Below are 17,636 nucleotides of genomic sequence, written 5' to 3' on the forward strand. Positions count from 1 at the left end.
GGGCGGAGGAGATGCCGAACGCGGCACCGCCGAGCACGAGGGCGCCGGTCGTGGCGAGGGTGATGGAGGTCTTCAGGCTCTTGCGCATGGTGATCTGTCCTTTGCTGTGTGGGCACCCGGCCGACGGCCGACGTATGCTCCTGTGCGTACGCTGAACAACGGCCATGTCTGACCGGAGAGCGCCCTGGGCTTTTGCCCTGTGCAACTCATTCGGTGCACCCCCGCGATCGGTTTGGAACGGGTTTCCTGAGGTTCACGGGGCCGGCATTTCGTAGCGTGGGGGCATGGCTCCTGTACAGCTCTCCACCACCGACCGACTCCGGGCGGTCGACGCCTGGTGGCGTGCCGCCAACTACCTGACGGTCGGGCAGATCTACCTGCTGGACAACCCGCTGTTGGGGCGGCCGATCGAGCCCGACGACATCAAGCCCCGGCTGCTCGGACACTGGGGCACCTCACCCGCCCTCAACCTCGTGTACGCGCACTGCAACGCGCTGATCGCCGAGACCGGACATGAGTTCCTCTACGTCTGCGGCCCGGGCCACGGCGGCCCCGCGATGAACGCGAACGCCTGGCTCGACGGCACGTGGGGCGAGCTGTACGCGGACGACGACCTGCAGCGCTTCTTCCGGCAGTTCTCGTTCCCCGGCGGGATCCCGTCGCACGCGGCACCGGAGACACCCGGGTCCATCAACGAGGGCGGCGAACTCGGCTACTCCCTCGCCCACGCGTACGGAGCGGCCCTGGACAACCCCGACCTGGTGGTCGCGTGCGTCGTCGGCGACGGCGAGGCGGAGACCGGCCCGCTCGCGGGGTCGTGGCAGGCACACACCTTCCTCGACCCGGTGTCCGACGGTGCCGTGCTCCCGATCCTCAACCTCAACGGGTGGAAGATCGCGAACCCCACCGTCCTCGCCCGCATCCCCGGTGAGGACCTGACCGCGTACTTCCGCGGCCTGGGGTACGACCCGATCGTGGTGGACTCGAAGCGGGTCGACGACGACCCGTACGCCGTGCACGCCCTGTTCGACGGTGCTCTGCGTCGAGCGCTCGCATCGATCGACGACATCCAGGCGGCAGCTCGGGCGCAGGCCGAACGTGCGGCTGCCGGGCAACCCGCCGGCGCCGCCGACCTGCGCCCGCGCTGGCCGATGATCATCCTCCGCAGCCCGAAGGGGTGGACCGGGCCGAAGGAGGTCGACGGCCAGCAGGTCGAGGGGACGTTCCGCGCCCACCAGGTGCCGCTGTCCGAGGTCCGCGAGAACTCCGCACACCGCGCCCAGCTCGAGGAGTGGATGCGGTCCTACCGACCCGAGGAGCTCTTCGACGCGGACGGGAACCCCGTCGGGATCATGACGACGATCCGTCCCACCGGCGACGACCGGATGAGCGCCACTCCCCACGCCAACGGCGGGCGCATCCGGACGGCCCTCGACCGGCCCGCGCTCAACGCGTACGGGGTCCCCGCCGGCTCGACGGCCTCGGCCACCGGCACGCTCGGCCCGTGGCTCGCAGCGCTGATCACGAAGAACCCGTCGTCGTTCCGGCTCTTCGGCCCGGACGAGACGATCTCGAACAAGCTCGACGCCGTCTTCGACGTCACCTCGCGCGTGTGGCGGGCACAACGCGCGGTCGGCGACGAGCACCTCGCTGCCCGTGGACGCGTGACCGAGGTGCTGTCCGAGCACCTGCTGGAGGGCATGCTCGAGGGCTACGTCCTCTCCGGCCGGCACGGGCTCCTGAACACCTACGAGGCGTTCGCCCACATCATCGACTCGATGGTCGGGCAGTACGCCAAGTGGCTCGAGTCCTCGACCGACATCGACTGGCGTGCGCCCGTGTCGAACCTGTCGATCCTGCTGTCGTCGCACGTCTGGCGGCAGGACCACAACGGGTTCTCCCACCAGGACCCCGGGTTCCTCGACGTCGTCGCGTCCAAGCAGCAGGACCTGGTCCGGATCAAGCTGCCCGCCGACGCCAACACGCTGCTCGCCGTCGCGGCACACGCCTTCGAGACCACCGACCGCATCGAGGTGATCGTCGCCGGGAAGCACCCCGAGCCCGTCTTCCTGTCCCTCGAGGACGCCGTCGCCCACGCGGACGCAGGTCTCGGGGTCTGGGACTGGGCCGGTACCGAGCAGTCCGTCGGTCGCGTCGACGTCGTCCTCGCCTGCGCCGGGGACGTCCCCACGGTCGAGGCGGTCGCCGCCGCGGACATCATCCGGCAGCACGCTCCCGGGGTCGGCGTCCGGGTCGTCAACGTCGTCGACCTGCTCGCCCTCGGCGATCCCCGGAAGCACGAGCACCCGATCCCCGACGAGCGGTACGACGAGCTCTTCCTGCCCGGGACCCCGACGGTGTTCGCGTTCCACGGGTACCCGTCGCTGGTGCACCAGCTGACCTACCGGCGCAACGGCCACGACGACCTGCACGTGCACGGGTTCCTGGAGCAGGGCACGACGACGTCGCCGTTCGACATGCTCATGCGGAACGAGATGGACCGCTTCGCGCTGGCGCACGACGCCCTGACGCGGGTCGATGCGGGTGCACACGCCGAGTTGCTCGACCGGCTGTCCGCCGCACGGGACGCGGCCCGCGAGTACGCCTACTCACGGGGCGAGGACCACCCGACCGTCGACGGGTGGGAGTTCTCGGGGTGGCCGCAGGGCCCGTCTGCCTGATCCCTCCTGCACAGGCCGGGAGGCCCGGATCACCGTCCACAGAACCGGTCACGCCCGCCGCGTGGCCGGCCCTGTGGCGTCAGGGTGGCGGGCATGGACATCGGCTGGATCAGTGCACTCGTGTCGGTCACGAGCGCGTCCGTCGCAGTGGGCGCACTCGTCGCCTCGGTGCTCGACGGGCGCGCCGGTCGGCGAAATACGGAGTTCTTGGGGCATCGCGACCTCTGGTGGCAGCGTTGGTCGTGGGTCGCTGACCGAGCAACCTCGGATGACGAGGACAGGCGCGCGGCAGCTGCCGTGATGTCCGCGGCACTGGTGACCCGGAGCTGGACGACTGATGACGACACATGGACGTCCACGGCGCTCGCTGACTTCGAGGCAGCACGAGCGGAAGCCCGGAGACAACAGGAAGGAGTGCACGCAGATGATCTCGACGCTGACTGATGAAGAGTTCAAACGATGGCTCGACAACCGCGAGATGACGACACCACGGCTCCTCGCGAGCCCCCACTACGGTCCGCTGATGCGCGCCAAGGGCGCCGAAGAAGAGCTCGCGCAGATGCGGATCGAGTGGCGCGAACGGCAGGAGCGCGCCCGCGCGCGGAAGCTCAAGTACGAGGCGTCCTTCGGTGAGAGCTGAACCGACGCCCTGCGAGCCTGCCACGCTGAGACCGTGACCGACCTCGTCATCCCGGCCCCGAGCCTCCCGACCGTCCCCACGACCACGGGCGCACGCTTCCCCGTCCGACGCGTCTTCTGCGTCGGTCGGAACTACGCGGCGCACGCACGCGAGATGGGTCACGACCCAGATCGCGAGCCGCCGTTCTTCTTCACCAAGCCGGCGGACGCCGTCGTCGTCGACGACGCGGACACCCCGTACCCGCCGCAGACGGCGCAGCTCGAGCACGAGGTCGAACTGGTCGTCGCGATCGGCACCGGCGGCGCGGACATCAGCGTCGACGACGCGCTCACCCACGTCTGGGGCTACGCGGTGGGCATCGACCTCACCCGACGCGATCTCCAGGCCGAGGCCAAGCGTCTCGGTCGGCCCTGGGACACGGCGAAGGGGTTCGACGCCTCGGCACCGATCGGCGCGATCGTCCCGGCGCAGGGCATCGACCCGACGGCTGGTGCGATCGAGCTCGTCGTCGACGGCGAACGACGGCAGGTCGGTGACCTGGCCGAGCAGATCTGGTCCGTGGCGGAGACGATCGCGGCGCTGTCGCGATCGGTGACGCTCGCCCCAGGGGACCTGCTCATGACGGGGACGCCCGAGGGGGTCGGGGTCCTGCAACGCGGACAACTCGTCGTCGGCACGATCGCCGGCATCGGCACGGTCCGCACCCGCATCGTCTGACCGGCGTTTCCGCAGTGTGACGCGCCGCTGGGAGGGCTCGCAGACACGCCGGGTATCCCTGGTGCGACGCCAGGTGGGGATCGCGGCGTCGCACACACGGGGCAGGACCATCGCGACGGGCGTCTGCAGCTGCTCCGGGATGACGGAGGTACGGCCGTGATGGAACACGATCTGCTGGCGACGTCGTGGACGTGGGCGGGCGACGAGCCCATCAGCGAACGGGTCCACGTGGTCGGTGCCGCTGGGTTCGCCGGGCTCTCGTTGTCGCTCGACGACCTGCACGAGGTGCGTGCGACGACGGGCTTCGCCGAACTCCGCCGCATGCTCGACGGCGCGGGGATCGTCTGGGTCCAGTTGGGGCCGCTCGACCGCTGGTGGACGTGCACGAGCCGGACCGACGACGACGCCGCCGACCGCGGGGTGGTCCTCGAGGCCGCCGCGGCGCTCCGGGCCTGGCAGGTGATCGCTCGTGCCGACACGACGTTGCCCGGCGCTTCACCGATCACGATGGCCGACGACTGGACCGTGCTGGCCGACCAGGCCGCGGCCGTCGGCGCGCAGCTCGTCCTCGAACCCGAGCCGTGGTCGAACCTGCCGACGATCGAACGGGCCTCGCGGTTCGTCGTGGCGGCGGGTCACCCGAACGGCGGGCTGCTGCTCGACGCGATGCACACCCTGCGGGGCGGGTCCACGTTGGCGTCGATCCGCCAGGCGGTCGCGCCCGCGACGCTCGCGGCGGTCGAACTGAGCGACGGGCTCCTGCACACCCCGGCAGGCATGACCCTGTCCGAAGAGGCCCGCGAGGCACGGTACCTGCCCGGAGCGGGCGCGTGGGACCTGCCGGGGCTCGTGCGCACCGTCCGGGAGCTCGGCTTCGACGAGCCGTGGGGCGTCGAGGTCCGGACCCCCGGCCACCGGGCGATGCCGATCGGCGACGCCCTGCGGACGGCCGCTGCGGCGACGCGCGCCGTGCTCGATGCGGCGGACGCGTACGGCGCACCGGCCGCACCGGCGATGCCCTCGTCTCCAGCTCCGACCTCAGCGGTCGACTTCGAACCGCCCCACCCGAGGACTGATCCGCGGGGCAGGACACACTGGGGATCGCACCGCCCGGCCGGACGCCGGGACGCCGACACAGGCACGCCCGCGTAGCCTCCTGGAGCATGAGCGACCAGACTGCACACGACGACGACCTCCTCCGCCGCTCGCAGGAGTCCATCGACGAGGCCAAGGCCGCTGCGGCCGAGGTGTCCGAGCCCGGCGAGGACGAGCTCGTCGACGAGGACCTCCCCGTCGCGGACGACGCCGAGCCGTCGGACGGACCGGCACCGGCCGCCTGACGCTCAGTCGATCTCGACGACGCGGACCGTGACGTCGGAGGGCGATGCCCCGAGGGAGTGGCGCGCTGCGGTCACGACGGCGTCACGCACGGCCCGGATGACCGTGATCGTCGGCACGGCCCGGTCGGTCGTGACGACCACGCGGATCCGCGCCCCGTCCGGGCGGTCCTGCACGAGCACGGCCCCACCGTCCCGCGGGATCTCGAGCACGGAGCGGACGTCGCGGACGAGCGTGGCGAGCCCGGGTCCGGGCGGCAGGACCGACCGGACGCCCGGCACCGCGAGGACGACGGAGGTGAGTTCGCGGGAGAGCACCCGGACGTCCGCGGTCACGATGTGCCCCCGACCACGACGTCGGCGACGCGGACGACGACACTGCGGATCCGGAACGGTGCGTGCGCGCCGAGCACCGACGTGATGTGCGCCCGGAGCGCCTCGGCACGGTCCGACACCGATGCCTCGAGCGTGGCCACGATGGTGACGTCGACGTCCACGGCGCCGCCGGGGACTCCGACGTCCCCGCTGAACCGGGTCCGCCGGACGACGACACCGGGCACGTCGTCACCGAGGGTGCGGACGAGTCCGCGCAGAGCCCCCTCGGTCACGACCAGGTGCGCGGCCGGGTCGTCGTCGGGGACCGGGATGTCCCGTCCGGCGTGGGCGGTCGTCCGGATGGACGCGAGCACCGAGCTGATCCAGCGCTCGTCGCCGTCCGCCGATGCCTCGGTGTCGAGCAGGTCCCGTGATGCCACCCGCAGGGCCTGCAGCCGCTCGAGTGCGGCGACGGCTTCGGGATCACCCTCGATGTCCGCTCGTACAGGCGTTCGGTCGGCGTCGAGGTAGTCGGAGAGTTCGTCCAGCGTGAAGGCACCGTGACGGTCGTCGACGTCGTCGGTCATCGCCACCCCTCCATCTGTTCGAGCACGTGTCGCCGCGCACGTGCGAGCAGCCCGCGGACGGTCGGCGCGGGCAACCCGGTCGCCTCGGCGATCTCGGCGTAGGGCGCCCCACCCACCTCGCGCATCACCCAGACGGCGCGCTGTGCATCCGGGAGTGCCTGCACGATACGCGCGAGTTCCCGCACCTGCATCCGGGTGGCGACCACCTCGTCGACGGGTCGTTCGTCCGGGGCGTCGACCATCGCTTCGAGGTCGGCGTGCGGGTGCCGCCCGCGGAGCCGGTCGAGGGCCTTGTTGGCCGCGATCCGGAAGAGCCAGTTGCGCACCCGCTCCGGGTCCTCGACCCGGTCGATGCGCTGCCAGGCCTGCAGTGCGGCTTCCTGGACGGCGTCGTCGGCCTCGCCGTCGCCGTACCCGAGGATCCGAGCCGCGTAGGCCCGCATGTGCGGTCCGTACCGACGGATCAGCACCCCGAACGCGGCCGTGTCGCCGTCGGCGCTGCGCTCGACGAGCGAGGCGTCGGACAACGCCGCGAGGGCTTCGTCGCTGGACAGGAGCAGCTCCTCTTCGCGGATCTCGGATTCTCGTGTGACGAATCGGGTGTTCGTCACGTCCTTAGTACGTGCCTACCAGGTACGCCTCCGCGCGCCTGGTGCGAGCGCGCCGTGGCCGGCCATCCCTGAAGGGTCGGTCACGGTGCTTCGACGGCGGCCCGTGCGCTCCCTGATCCGGTGCACGGGCCGTCTTCTCCCCCGCCCCGGCGGCTACTCGTCGGTCTCGTCGGCGAGGAAGTCCGCGTAGGTCGCTTCGGTGTCGGTCACCACGGCCCCCGGATCGACCGGGATCCGTGCGGCACGATCCCCGTTGATCGCGACGCGTTCCTCGGCCGTGTACGGCGGCAGGTACTTGCTCGAGCTCATCCCCAGGCCCTTTCGTCCCGGCGAACGTAACAGTCGGCGGCGGACCGGCGGCCGGACGGGTGGAAACGTCCCCCGCCCGGGCGCCGGACGGGGGACGGAATTTCGCCACGGGCGGACCCCATGCGCACGCATCAGCGCGTTCGCGAGCTGGCACAGGGCGGCCGGTCCGGCGAGCAGGTCAGTGCTCGCGCACCACGTCCTCGGGGTCCTTGTCCGGCCGCCAGCCCCGCCAGGACGGCTGCCGGAGGCGTCCGTCACCGGTCCACTCGGCGAACTCGACCTCGCCCACCCGCTTCGGCGTCACCCAGTGCGCGTCCCGTGCGTCGATCCGGGGCACGTCGACGAACGGCGAGGCCTTCCGGTCGAGCGGTCGCAGCGCTGCGGCGATCTCGTCGAGGTCGCGGTCACGGAACCCGGTGCCGACCTTGCCGACGTACTCGAGACCGTCCGGACCGGGCACGCCGAGCAGCAACGAGCCGATCCCACCCGCTCGACGACCACTGCCAGGCTTCCACCCACCGACCACGACTTCCTGCGTGGCGTGGTGCTTCAGCTTCAGCCAGGCCTCGGACCGCCTGCCCTCGGCGTACTTCGAGCTGCGCTTCTTCGCGACGACCCCTTCGAGGCCCTGCTCCTGCGACGACGCCATCACGCCGTCGAGGTCACCCTGCGAGGCCGGCGGCACGTCGATCGCCCCGCCGGGCTCGACGACCGTCTCGAGCGCTTGCCGCCGGGCGTCGTACGCCAGGCGGGTGACTTCGTGCCCGTCGGCCTCGAGCACGTCGAAGACCAGGAACCGCACGGGGGTCGTCTGCTGCGCCGCCCGCACCTCGCGCGCCTTCGTCAGGCCCATCCGGTTCTGCAGGAGCTGGAAGCTCGGGCGCCCCCGGTCGTCGAACGCGACGATCTCGCCGTCGAAGACGCCGTCGACCCCGGCACGGTCGCCGAGTTCCTGGAGTTCCGGGTACTGCTCCGTCAGGTCGTTGTCGTTCCGGCTCCGCAGCGTGACCGAGCCGTCCCGGACGGTGGCGAGCGCACGGACGCCGTCCCACTTCATCTCGAACGCCCAGTCGGCCGGGTCCAGCCGGGGTGCGTCCTTCGCCAGGGTGGCCTGCATGGTCCGTCGGTCCCCTGGAGCGGTGTCCGCGGGGCTGGCTCCGCTGATGCGCCGCTGTCCGTCTCGGTGCGCGGCAGAGGGACGGGAGGCCCGCCCCGCGTCCGTCGCGCCGCCGGCGTCCGCCAGCCGGTCGGGTTGCTCCTTCGTGCGGTGGATGAGCCAGTTCTTCTCGTCGCCCGCCCCGCCCCGGCCGCGGGTGTGCAGGAGCGCCAGTCGGCGAGCGCCGCCGGTCCGACCGTGCAGGGTGACGATGACCTCTTCGCCCTCGCGCCACTTCTCGAGCTCGTAGGTGCCGTCGTCCCAGAGCGTGACCGTGCCGCCGCCGTACTCGTCCTTCGGGATCGTGCCCTCGAACGCGCCGTACTCGAGCGGGTGATCCTCGGTCTGCACGGCCAGGTGGTTCTTGCCCGGGTCGGTCGGTTCGCCCTTGGGCAATGCCCAGCTCACCAGCACACCGTCGTGCTCCAGCCGGAAGTCGTAGTGGTCGCGGGTGGCGTGGTGCTCCTGGATCACGAACGTCGGGGTGCCGTCCTTCCGGACCGTGGGGGCTCCTTCGGGCACCGGCTCCGGCGTCTTCGAGGCGTCGCGCTTCGCGCGGTAGGCGGTGAGCCGGTCGCGAGCCGGCTGCTCGGCCTCGTTCGCACGCTCGGTCCGGTCGCTGTCCCAGTGACCGTGGTCGTCGCGCCCGACGGCAAGCGAGGCGGAGGCGACCGGGTGCAGGTGGTCCCCGTGCGCCTGCAGGCGTTCGAGGACCTCGTCCAACGTGAGCTGCGCGAGCCCGCGTTCCTCGAGTTCCTTCCAGGTGCGGGGTGCTGCGACCGTCGGCCGCTCGCGGCCGCGCAGCGAGTACGGCGCGATCGTCGTCTTGTTGCCGTTGTTCTGCGACCAGTCGACGAACACCTTGCCCGTCCGCTCGGCCCGGCTCATCGACGACAGCACCAGGTCGGGCAGGTCGTGCTCGAGCGCCTTCGCGAGTTCGTGCGCGACGTCGGAGACGTTCGCCGTGGTCGACCGGCCGTCGAGGGCGGCGTAGAGGTGGATCCCCTTCGAACCGGAGGTCACCGGGTACGGGTCGAGCCCCATGCCGTGCAGGATCTCGCGTGCCGCGACCGCCACCTCGACGCACTCGGGCAGGCCGACGCCCTCGCCGGGGTCCAGGTCGAGCACGAGCCGGTCCGGGTTCTGCTGCCCACCGCGCGGGCCGAACCGCCACTGCGGCACGTGCAGCTCCAGCGCGGCCTGCTGCGCCATCCACACGAGGGTCGGCAGGTCGTCGACGATCGGGTACTCGTTGTCGTGCTCGGAGTGGTGGATGGTGTGGTGGCGGACCCAGTCGGGCGCGGAGTCCGGCAGGTTCTTCTCGAAGAAGACCTTGCCGTCGACGCCGTTCGCCCACCGCTTCCGGGTCACTGGACGGTCCTTGACGTGCGGGATCATCCACGGCGCCACACGCTCGTAGTACTCGATCACCCGCCCCTTGGTCGTGCCGGTCTCGGGGTAGAGCACCTTGTCCGTGTTCGTCAGCGCCAGTCGCCGATCGCCGACCAGGACGACGGTCTTGCGGGCCGCCGGACTCACAGCGCCACCCCGGTCGCTCCCGCCACCGTCAGGGTCGTGCCCGAGGTGTACGACGACTCCGGCCCCGCCAGGTACACGTAGGCGCTGCCGAGCTCGACGGGCTGCGCCGGCCGGCCGAAGGGGGTGTCCTGGCCGTACCGTGCGATCTCGTCGCCCGGGTAGCTGATCGGCTGCAGTGGCGTCCACACGGGCCCGGGCACCACGGTGTTCGCTCTGATGCCCTTCGCCGCGAGCTGCCGCGCGAGGCCGTTGGTGTAGGTGGTGATCGCGGCCTTCGTCGCCGCGTAGTCGATCATGCGGTCCTGCGGCTGGTACGCGGACACCGAACTCGTCGTCACGATCGCGCTGCCCGGCGCCATGTGCGGCACGGCAGCCCGGACCAGCCAGAACAGCGAGTACAGGTTGACCTTCATCGTGCGGTCGAAGTCCTCGGTCGACTGCTCGGTGACGTCCTCGTGCACCAGCTGGTGTCCGGCGACCAGGACGAGGGCGTCCAGCCCGCCGAGGTCGCGCACCGCCGTCCGGACGAGTTCGTCGCAGAAGCCCTCGTCCGTCAGGTCACCGGGCAGCATCACGGCGTTGCGACCGAGGTCGGCGATGACGTCACGGACCTCGGTCAGGTCGTCGATCTCCTCTGGCAGGGAGTTCAGTGCGACGTCGGCCCCTTCCTTCGCCATCGCGATCGCCGCGGCTCGGCCGATGCCGGAGTCGGCACCCGTGACGAGCACGCGGTACCCCCGCATGCGCCCCGTGCCGAGGTAGGAGACCTCACCGTGGTCGGGCGGCGGGTCCATCGCACTGGCCAGCCCGGACCCCTGCTGCGTCTGCGCGGGGAACGGCGGCCTGGCGAACTGCGAGCGCGGGTCCTGCTTGTCGAGCTGGCTCATGCGCCCATCGTGCTCGCGTCGACCGGTCGACGGTCCAGCGAACCCGGATCTGTGGACGACTCACTCGACGCGGCTGCACTCTCGCCTCCGCCGGCGACGGTGCGGCCGGGCGCGCCAGCGAGTCGCCACGCTTCGTCCGCCCGCCGGATGCGGCGATCGGCAAGCCAGAGGCACACAGCGGCCCACACGGACAGCGGCCCCAGCGCGAGTCCCGCGGCCACCCCGACGAGCTGCGCGACCACCGAGGTGGTCGTCGTGCCGACCACGCTCGTCAGGATCCAGGCCGCCGTGAACGCAATCACGACCGACGCGGTCGCGTACGGCCAGCTGCCGCGACGGACCGGACGGCCGGCCGCCGCGAGCCCAGTCGCCAGGCGGTGGTCATCGGTGATCCGCACGACACCGGCCGCCACGGTGACGCCGACGAGCGTGGTGATCCATGCGATCGTCGCGACGCTGAGGAACGGAGCCGCGACCGGTACGAGAGCGACGACACCGACGACGGCAGCGCCGCCGAGGAGGACGACCGCACCGATGGTCATCAACCGGTCGTGCAGCGGGACGCCACGCGTGAGTGCGGACCGTACCCCACCGATGACCACCGCCAGGAGCATCAGCCCGGACACCGCTCCGCCGAGCAGCACGGACCAGGAGGTCGGGAGGTCGTCGGCGAGCTGCGCCGTCCAGGCCCACAGGGCACGGATGGTGCCGGTCTGCCAGAGGGCCACGAGCGCGAGGACCACCAAGGTTCCGAGCGTCATCACGACGCGGAAGCGCGGTGGGAGGGCTCGGAGGTCCGCCGCGGCGGCGCACAACCGATGCCGCGCGGGGCCGACCAGCGCGGCGAGGAGTGCGAGGACTGCCGCGGAGGTACTGATCTCGCCGGCGGCGTCCGCCACACCCCGCGACGTGCCGCCGGCGACCACGACCGCACTCAGCAACGCACCGCCGCCACCGACCCAGGCGGCGAGATGCCCGGACAGACGGAGACGTCGTCGGTCGGTGGCGGCGCGGACGAGCCACACAGCGGCGTCGACGAGCGATCGGAGCTCGTCCGTGCACCCGGCCAGCCGTGTCCTCCAGAGCGCCGCGCGCAAGGTCGGCGCCCCCTTCAGGGCACGGTCGTGAGCGTCGAGCCGCCGGACGGCGTGCGCCCTGGACCGCACGACGAGTTCCGCACGCGTCCGACCGGGGTCCCGGAGCCATGGCTCGAGCGCGACGAGCGCCTCCGTCCCGGGTGGTGTCGGGTCGTCGCGAGCCGGCAGCAGCGCGGCGATCTGCTGTCGTTGCGCCTGCGACACCGCACCGCCCGAGCGCAGGAAGGGCATCAGCCACCGTGCTGTCCGGTCGTCGATCCGCTGCTGCAGGTCGGCCGGTCGCAGCGCTCCGCGCACGAACACGAGCAGCGTCCCGACCGCCACCACGACCCCGGCTCCGGTCAGCGACTGCACCGTCCGCATGATCCCCTCGAACATGTGTCATGGGTACCAGCGACCGCGGACATCCCGTCGCATCCAGCGACACTGCGGGCGCTCCCGTGCGGACACGGGCATCATGTGCGCATGAGGTCGATCTGGAAGGGCTCCATCGCGTTCGGGCTCGTCAACGTGCCCATCAAGGTCTACGCGGCCACTGAGACGCACGACGTGTCCCTGCACCAGGTCCACGACGAGGACAAGGGCCGCATCCGCTACAAGCGCGTCTGCGAGTTCGGGCACGAGGTCGAGTACGCCGACATTCAGCGCGCCTACGACGACGGCGACAAGACCGTGGTGCTCACTGCGGACGACTTCAAGCAGCTCCCCGAGGAGCAGTCGCACGAGGTCGAGGTGCTCGAGTTCGTGCCCGTCGACCAGGTCGACCCGATGATGTTCGAGAAGACGTACTACCTGGAGCCCGACTCGCGCTCGCCGAAGGCCTACGTGCTGCTGCGCGAGACCCTGGCGAAGACCGACCGGCTCGCGATCGTGCAGTTCACGCTGCGCCAGAAGACCCGGCTCGGCGTGCTGCGTGTTCACGACGACGTGATCCTGCTGCAGGGGCTGCTGTGGGGCGACGAGGTCCGAGCCGCCGACTTCACGGCGCTGGACTCGTCGGTGAAGGTCAGCGCGAACGAACTGAAGATGTCCTCGTCGCTCGTCGAGAGCATGTCGACGGACTTCGATCCCGACCGCTACACCGACTCCTACCAAGAGGAACTGCAGCAGCTCATCGACGCCAAGCTCGACGCCGGTGACGACATCGACACCGAGAAGACGTTCGGCGCGAAGGAGGACGAGGACGACGAGGGCGAGGGCGGTGACGTCCTCGACCTGATGGCCGCCCTGCGTGCGTCCGTGGACAAGAAGCGGACAGGAGGCTCGGGGTCGCGTTCGGCGTCGAGCTCACGTTCGTCGTCGGGTTCGGACAAGAGCGCGTCTGGGTCCACGAAGAAGGCGCCGGCTGCGAAGGCGCCGGCTGCGAAGGCCGCGGCGAAGAAGTCAACGGCGGAGAAGGCCCCTGCGAAGAAGAAGGCGCCCGCCAAGAAGCCCCCGGCGAAGAAGGCACCCGCCGAGAAGAAGCAGGCGAGCTAGCCCGAGCCGCCCGATGCGGACGGCCTCGCAGCCCAGTATGCTGAGATTTCAGGGCGAGAGGGGTGGCGAATGCCGGAACGGATGCAGGTGCTGGTCACGGTCGAGGCGGCACCCGAGCCCTCGAACACCTACATCGACACGGTCTGCGTTGCCGGCGTGCGCGTCGATGGCGACCGGCGCGACTGGGTCCGCCTGTACCCGGTGCCCTTCCGGCATCTCTCGACAGATCAGCAGTTCAAGAAGTACGACGTGATCGAGGTCGACACGATCCCCGCGAAGTCAGACAGTCGCCACGAGAGTCGTCGACCGATCTGGGACTCACTTCGCGTCACGACCAACCTCAAACAGAAAGCCGCACGCGAACGCGTCCTCTCGACCTTGATCGGCCCGAGCATGTGCGATCTGATTGCGGGAGTGCACCGCCATCAGGACTCTCAGTCCCTCGGCCTTGTGCATGTGGCTCGCTTCGATCGCCTTGTCATCAGCCGGCACAAGGGCTGGTCGCAATCGCAACAGCGGGCGGTCGAAGCCGCAGTTTCACAGCCGACGCTCTTCGACGATCCGGGCTCTGCACGAGCGCCGCTGCAGCCGCCGCGGTTCGTGGTGAAGATCCGGTACCGGTGCGACACCGCGAGTTGCCCCGGTCACGAACCGTCTCTGCTCGATTTCGAGCTGTCGGCGCTGCAGTACCATCAGCGGCACCTTTCGGACGATGCGCTGAAAGCCCAGATCGAGCGCAAGTTCGGCGATGAGCAGTTCAGCTCCGACCGGCGCACATCGCTGTTCGTCGGCAACATCGCCGACCCTCCGAAACGAAGGAGCTTCTCGGCGCTCGGAATCCACCACGTACCGAGGGACTCGGACTGGGGTTCGACGCTCTTCTGAGTCAGACCACGAGGGCAAGCGCCCCGACGCCGAGCGCCTCCAGGACAAGTTCCCGATGACAGTGTGATCCGTCGGCCTCAAAGCACATCAGCGCGACGCGATGGCCGGTGGCGAGCTCCCGGATCTGTGAGAGTGCATCCTGCGCTGCTTCCGATCGCAGGAGTTGCTGGTACGCAGTCCGGCTTGCATCCGCCGCGGGGCCGGTCGTGCTTGCGAAACCATCGCGGTTCGTCTTGGGGTTTCCGAGTGCGCGGAGGTGGCTGTAGCCGAGGCCCGCCGCGCCCAGCCCTGCCCGCAACGCCGTCTTCGAGAGGCCGCGCTTTCGTGAGATCGGGTTCAGTCTGACGTCCACGACGTGGTCTACACCGCGGAGGCGCAGCTTTGCAATGAGTCCGTCGAGGTCAGATCCCTCGTAGCCGATCCCGATGATTCGCTGCGGCGTCATCGGACCAGTCAAGCACGGACGGAGACACGACACGAGCCGGTAACACGCGTCCGCGAGACTGGACCCATGACTCCACAAGAGCCAGGGAGCCTGCAGTCGTCACCCGAGACCGCCGGCCCGCCCGTCACCGTGTCCATCACCCGCCTGGTCGAACCCGACCGCATCCCCGAGGTCACCCACTGGGTGCAGTCCGGCGTGAACCTCGCCAACCGCTACCCGGGGTTCCTCGGCTCCGGGTGGGTGCGGTCCCGGGCGCAGTCCCGCGAGTGGCACATGCTCTACCGCTTCGCCGACCACGACTCGCTGGCCACGTGGGAGAACTCCGACGACCGGCTGCGCTGGCTCGACCTCGGTCGCGACCTGGTCGTGGAGTCCCGCGTCGAGAAACGCACCGGCATCGAGGGCTGGTTCGACGTCCCGCAGGACGCCCCGGCCTCGAGCGCTCCCCCGCGGTGGAAGCAGGCGGTGAGCATCTGGCTCGGCTTCTTCCCGGTGAACCTGGCGTTCACGATCGTCGTCGGGCTGCTCGTGCCGTCGTTCGCGGGACTCGCAGCGCTGCCGCGGGTGCTCATCACGACGCTCGTGCTCACACCGATCATGACGTTCTGGGTGCTGCCCTTCGTGACGAAGCTGATCCGTCCGTGGCTGCTCGCTCCGCCGAGGTCCGAGCGGGCTTAACCGACGAACCCGAGCGGCACGGGCCCACCGTGGCCGAGGGCGTCCCATCCGATCTGCAGCATGTGCGGCCGGGCCTCGGCGGCGGAGGCCTCGGTCTCGTACGTCAGCGCGAGCATCACGATCGCACCGAACGCGCCGGAGACCCGCGCCCGCCGATCGAGCGGGGTGGCCGTGGCGTCGGCCATGTCGATGCCGAACACGTCGAGGAGCGTCGCGGCGACCGGTTCGAGCCGGACGCCGACGTCGTCCCCGCGCCGCAGGGTGAACGCCGCGAGGGCGAGTTCCGCCCACCCCGGCCGGGCGAGTGCGAGGTCGGCGATCCCCGCGAGCGCCGCGGCGTCGCGGGACTCCCCCGCGGGGGCGTCGGAGGCAGCTGCCCGGATCGCCTCGGTCTGCACGGCGCACTGCGCGAGCGCGGCCTCGACGAGCAGCTCCTTGCTCGTGAACCGGGCGAGGATGCCCGCCTTCGAGTAGCCGGCCTGGTCGGCGACGGCCTGCACGGCGGTGTCCTTGATGCCGCGGCGGGCGATGAGTCCGGCGGTGATGTCCAGGACGTCCCCGTTGATCTTCTCGGCAGAGGGCCGAGCACGGCGCGCGGGGCGGGTCATGCGCGGACCGCCGCGGCTCGTGCCGCCCGCCGCCGGGTCCCCGCGACCAGCAGGGTGATCCCGGTCAGGAGCTCCCACGCGACGATCGTGTACACGGACGCACGCTCCCACACGCCGTCGGGGAGCACGTCGATCACCGTCGACGACGAGTCCACGACGAGCATCACGAGGGAGACGAGGCCGAGGATCCCGAGCACGACGCTCGCGATCCGGTAGGCCGCCGGTGCCCGCAGCGCCCGGGACCCGATGCCGGCGGTGATCGCCACGAGGTTGCCGGTCGTGATCGCTGCCGCCGCGCCGAGCACGTGGAACACGATGGTGCCGCCGTCGGTGCTCGTCTGGCTGCCGTGGAACGAGCCGACCAGGACCATCCCGACCAGGTGGACCACGGCGAGGACCGCGGTCGCCACCCGCGCACGGCGGGACGCGGCACGGAACACCGCGACGGCGAGCACCGCTGCGATCCCGAACAGGACGCCCTGCCCGATGAACGTCGTGTTCATGAGCGCGTGCAGCGGTGAGTCGATCCCCCGCCCCTGGAACGCGCCGACGTCGGGGACCCCGAGGTCGGAGATGTAGTTCGTCGCGTAGCTGTAGCCGGGGAACGCCGACGCCGAGACGGCTTCGCCGACGAGCCATCCGACTCCCGCGACCGTCCAGAGTGCGCCGGGGACGAGCGCACGGGGTGTGTCCCTTTTGGTCATGTACTGACCATAATGGTCACTACTGGGAGTTGCCCAGCACCGACAGCTGGTCGAGCCGCTCGAGGATCACGCCCTCGCGGAGCGCCCACGGGCAGATCTCCAGCGCCGGCAGGTCGAAGATGTCGAGGCAGGCCTCGGCCACGAGCGCTCCCGGCACCACCTGGTGCGCACGGCTCGCCGACACCCCGGGCAGCGTCGCGAGTTCGTCGACCGACATCGTCAGCAGCGCCGGCAGCTTCGACCGGAGCACGTCACCGTCGAGCACCCGCGGCACGAGCGGACCGGCACCCGATGGCGCCGCCCCGCAGATCCGCGCGATCGACCGGAAGGTCTTCGAGGTCGCCACGGCACGGTCCGGCCGACCGGCGCGGAGCAACTTGCCGGCGTCGCGGGCGATCTCCACGCGGATCTCGTGCCGGATGCGGCGGACGTCGTCCTCCGTCGGGGTGCCCGCGGCGAAGTACGAGCGGGCGAGCCGTGCAGCACCGATCGGCATCGACCACGCGACGTCCGGCGCCTCGTCGGCGCCCCCGGCGATCTCGAGTGACCCACCGCCGATGTCGAACACCGCGAGACGTCCGGCCGACCACCCGAACCACCGCCGGACCGCCAGGAACGTCAGTCGCGCCTCGTCACCACCGGACAGGACGGCCAGCTCCACGCCGGTCGAGGCCTCGACGTGGGCGAGCACCTCGTCGGAGTTCACCGCGTCGCGCACGGCCGAGGTCGCGAAGGCGAGCATGTCCTCGCAGCCGCGTTCCTCGGCGACGCGGACGGCGTCCGCGACGAACCGCGTCAGCGCGTCGACGCCCTCGGGCGTCACCGCGCCGGCGTCGTCGAGGTGCTCGGCCAGTCGCAGCGGCTGCTTGAACGAGGACGCCGGCAGCGGCGCGGCGCCGCCGTGGGCGTCCACCACGAGCAGGTGGCCGGTGTTGGACCCGATGTCGAGGACTCCCACGCGCAT

General features: G+C 70.9%; 20 protein-coding genes. 9 read left to right on the forward strand and 11 right to left on the reverse strand.

All coding sequences use genetic code 11. The annotated features are described in order from the left end of the window. The first annotated feature begins 284 nt into the window (after positions 1-284). From EDF48_RS18255 to EDF48_RS19255, 6 genes are all read left to right on the forward strand, one after another. Positions 285-2,681: a phosphoketolase family protein gene (locus EDF48_RS18255; protein WP_131881837.1), complete on the forward strand. Its 2,397-nt coding sequence runs from the start codon at positions 285-287 to the stop codon at positions 2,679-2,681. Between the two features lie 93 nt (positions 2,682-2,774). Beyond that, a complete protein-coding gene (locus EDF48_RS18260; RefSeq protein WP_123937334.1) occupies positions 2,775-3,125 on the forward strand; it encodes a hypothetical protein in 351 nt (116 codons plus the stop codon). Further along, the gene (locus EDF48_RS18265) at positions 3,106-3,321 is read left to right on the forward strand and encodes a hypothetical protein (RefSeq protein WP_123339076.1); all 216 of its coding nucleotides are present in this window, start codon (positions 3,106-3,108) and stop codon (positions 3,319-3,321) included. Before EDF48_RS18260 ends, EDF48_RS18265 begins: the two co-directional genes overlap by 20 nt. 33 nt (positions 3,322-3,354) lie before the next feature. Next, positions 3,355-4,038 (forward strand): fumarylacetoacetate hydrolase family protein, encoded by a 684-nt coding sequence (locus EDF48_RS18270; protein ID WP_131881839.1) that lies wholly within the window; start codon positions 3,355-3,357, stop codon positions 4,036-4,038. 159 nt (positions 4,039-4,197) lie between these two features. Beyond that, positions 4,198-5,190: a TIM barrel protein gene (locus tag EDF48_RS18275; RefSeq protein ID WP_131881841.1), complete on the forward strand. Its 993-nt coding sequence runs from the start codon at positions 4,198-4,200 to the stop codon at positions 5,188-5,190. A gap of 11 nt (positions 5,191-5,201) precedes the next feature. After that, positions 5,202-5,378: a hypothetical protein gene (locus EDF48_RS19255; RefSeq protein ID WP_165901280.1), complete on the forward strand. Its 177-nt coding sequence runs from the start codon at positions 5,202-5,204 to the stop codon at positions 5,376-5,378. 3 nt (positions 5,379-5,381) lie between these two features. Here EDF48_RS19255 and EDF48_RS18280 read toward each other — a convergent pair whose 3' ends face one another. From EDF48_RS18280 to EDF48_RS18305, 7 genes are all read right to left on the reverse strand, one after another. Beyond that, positions 5,382-5,711, reverse strand: coding sequence for a hypothetical protein (locus tag EDF48_RS18280; protein WP_123937330.1), 330 nt, complete (start codon positions 5,709-5,711; stop codon positions 5,382-5,384). After that, entirely contained in the window at positions 5,708-6,277 is a 570-nt protein-coding gene (locus EDF48_RS18285; protein WP_131881843.1) for a hypothetical protein, read from the reverse strand. Before EDF48_RS18285 ends, EDF48_RS18280 begins: the two co-directional genes overlap by 4 nt. Beyond that, entirely contained in the window at positions 6,274-6,888 is a 615-nt protein-coding gene (locus EDF48_RS18290; RefSeq protein ID WP_235035797.1) for an RNA polymerase sigma factor, read from the reverse strand. Before EDF48_RS18290 ends, EDF48_RS18285 begins: the two co-directional genes overlap by 4 nt. Positions 6,889-7,041: 153 nt before the next feature. Further along, positions 7,042-7,197: a hypothetical protein gene (locus EDF48_RS19260; protein WP_159570798.1), complete on the reverse strand. Its 156-nt coding sequence runs from the start codon at positions 7,195-7,197 to the stop codon at positions 7,042-7,044. 178 nt (positions 7,198-7,375) lie between these two features. Beyond that, positions 7,376-9,892, reverse strand: coding sequence for an ATP-dependent DNA ligase (locus tag EDF48_RS18295; protein WP_131881845.1), 2,517 nt, complete (start codon positions 9,890-9,892; stop codon positions 7,376-7,378). Further along, positions 9,889-10,779, reverse strand: coding sequence for an SDR family oxidoreductase (locus tag EDF48_RS18300; protein ID WP_123294896.1), 891 nt, complete (start codon positions 10,777-10,779; stop codon positions 9,889-9,891). Before EDF48_RS18300 ends, EDF48_RS18295 begins: the two co-directional genes overlap by 4 nt. Next, a complete protein-coding gene (locus EDF48_RS18305) occupies positions 10,776-12,254 on the reverse strand; it encodes a hypothetical protein (RefSeq protein WP_131881848.1) in 1,479 nt (492 codons plus the stop codon). The genes EDF48_RS18300 and EDF48_RS18305 overlap by 4 nt, the downstream gene beginning before the upstream one ends. Before the next feature lie 87 nt (positions 12,255-12,341). Here EDF48_RS18305 and EDF48_RS18310 point away from each other — a divergent pair, with 87 nt between their 5' ends. After that, positions 12,342-13,352, forward strand: coding sequence for a Ku protein (locus EDF48_RS18310; protein ID WP_123294894.1), 1,011 nt, complete (start codon positions 12,342-12,344; stop codon positions 13,350-13,352). A gap of 69 nt (positions 13,353-13,421) precedes the next feature. After that, complete coding sequence (locus tag EDF48_RS18315; RefSeq protein ID WP_131881850.1) at positions 13,422-14,237, forward strand: hypothetical protein; 816 nt, start codon at positions 13,422-13,424, stop codon at positions 14,235-14,237. 1 nt (position 14,238) lies between these two features. On the opposite strand, the gene EDF48_RS18320 is transcribed toward EDF48_RS18315, so the two are convergent. Next, a complete protein-coding gene (locus tag EDF48_RS18320; protein ID WP_123294892.1) occupies positions 14,239-14,682 on the reverse strand; it encodes a DUF488 domain-containing protein in 444 nt (147 codons plus the stop codon). A 66-nt stretch (positions 14,683-14,748) separates the two neighbouring features. On the opposite strand from EDF48_RS18320, the gene EDF48_RS18325 reads away from it, so the two are divergent. Then, positions 14,749-15,360, forward strand: a complete 612-nt coding sequence (locus tag EDF48_RS18325) for an antibiotic biosynthesis monooxygenase (protein WP_123294891.1) — start codon at positions 14,749-14,751, stop codon at positions 15,358-15,360. On the opposite strand, the gene EDF48_RS18330 is transcribed toward EDF48_RS18325, so the two are convergent. From EDF48_RS18330 to EDF48_RS18340, 3 genes are read right to left on the reverse strand one after another with little or no spacing between them, the layout of a single operon-like run. After that, entirely contained in the window at positions 15,357-15,968 is a 612-nt protein-coding gene (locus EDF48_RS18330; protein WP_131881852.1) for a helix-turn-helix domain-containing protein, read from the reverse strand. The two genes, EDF48_RS18325 and EDF48_RS18330, sit on opposite strands and share 4 nt — an antisense overlap. Then, the gene (locus EDF48_RS18335) at positions 15,965-16,672 is read right to left on the reverse strand and encodes a DUF998 domain-containing protein (RefSeq protein WP_131881854.1); all 708 of its coding nucleotides are present in this window, start codon (positions 16,670-16,672) and stop codon (positions 15,965-15,967) included. Before EDF48_RS18335 ends, EDF48_RS18330 begins: the two co-directional genes overlap by 4 nt. Positions 16,673-16,691: 19 nt before the next feature. Next, positions 16,692-17,636 carry a Ppx/GppA phosphatase family protein gene (locus tag EDF48_RS18340; RefSeq protein WP_123294888.1) on the reverse strand — a complete coding sequence of 315 codons (945 nt, stop codon included), beginning with the start codon at positions 17,634-17,636 and terminating at the stop codon, positions 16,692-16,694.

Source organism: Curtobacterium sp. PhB191 (assembly GCF_004346515.1).
In the GTDB taxonomy this organism is placed as follows: Bacteria; Actinomycetota; Actinomycetes; order Actinomycetales; family Microbacteriaceae; genus Curtobacterium.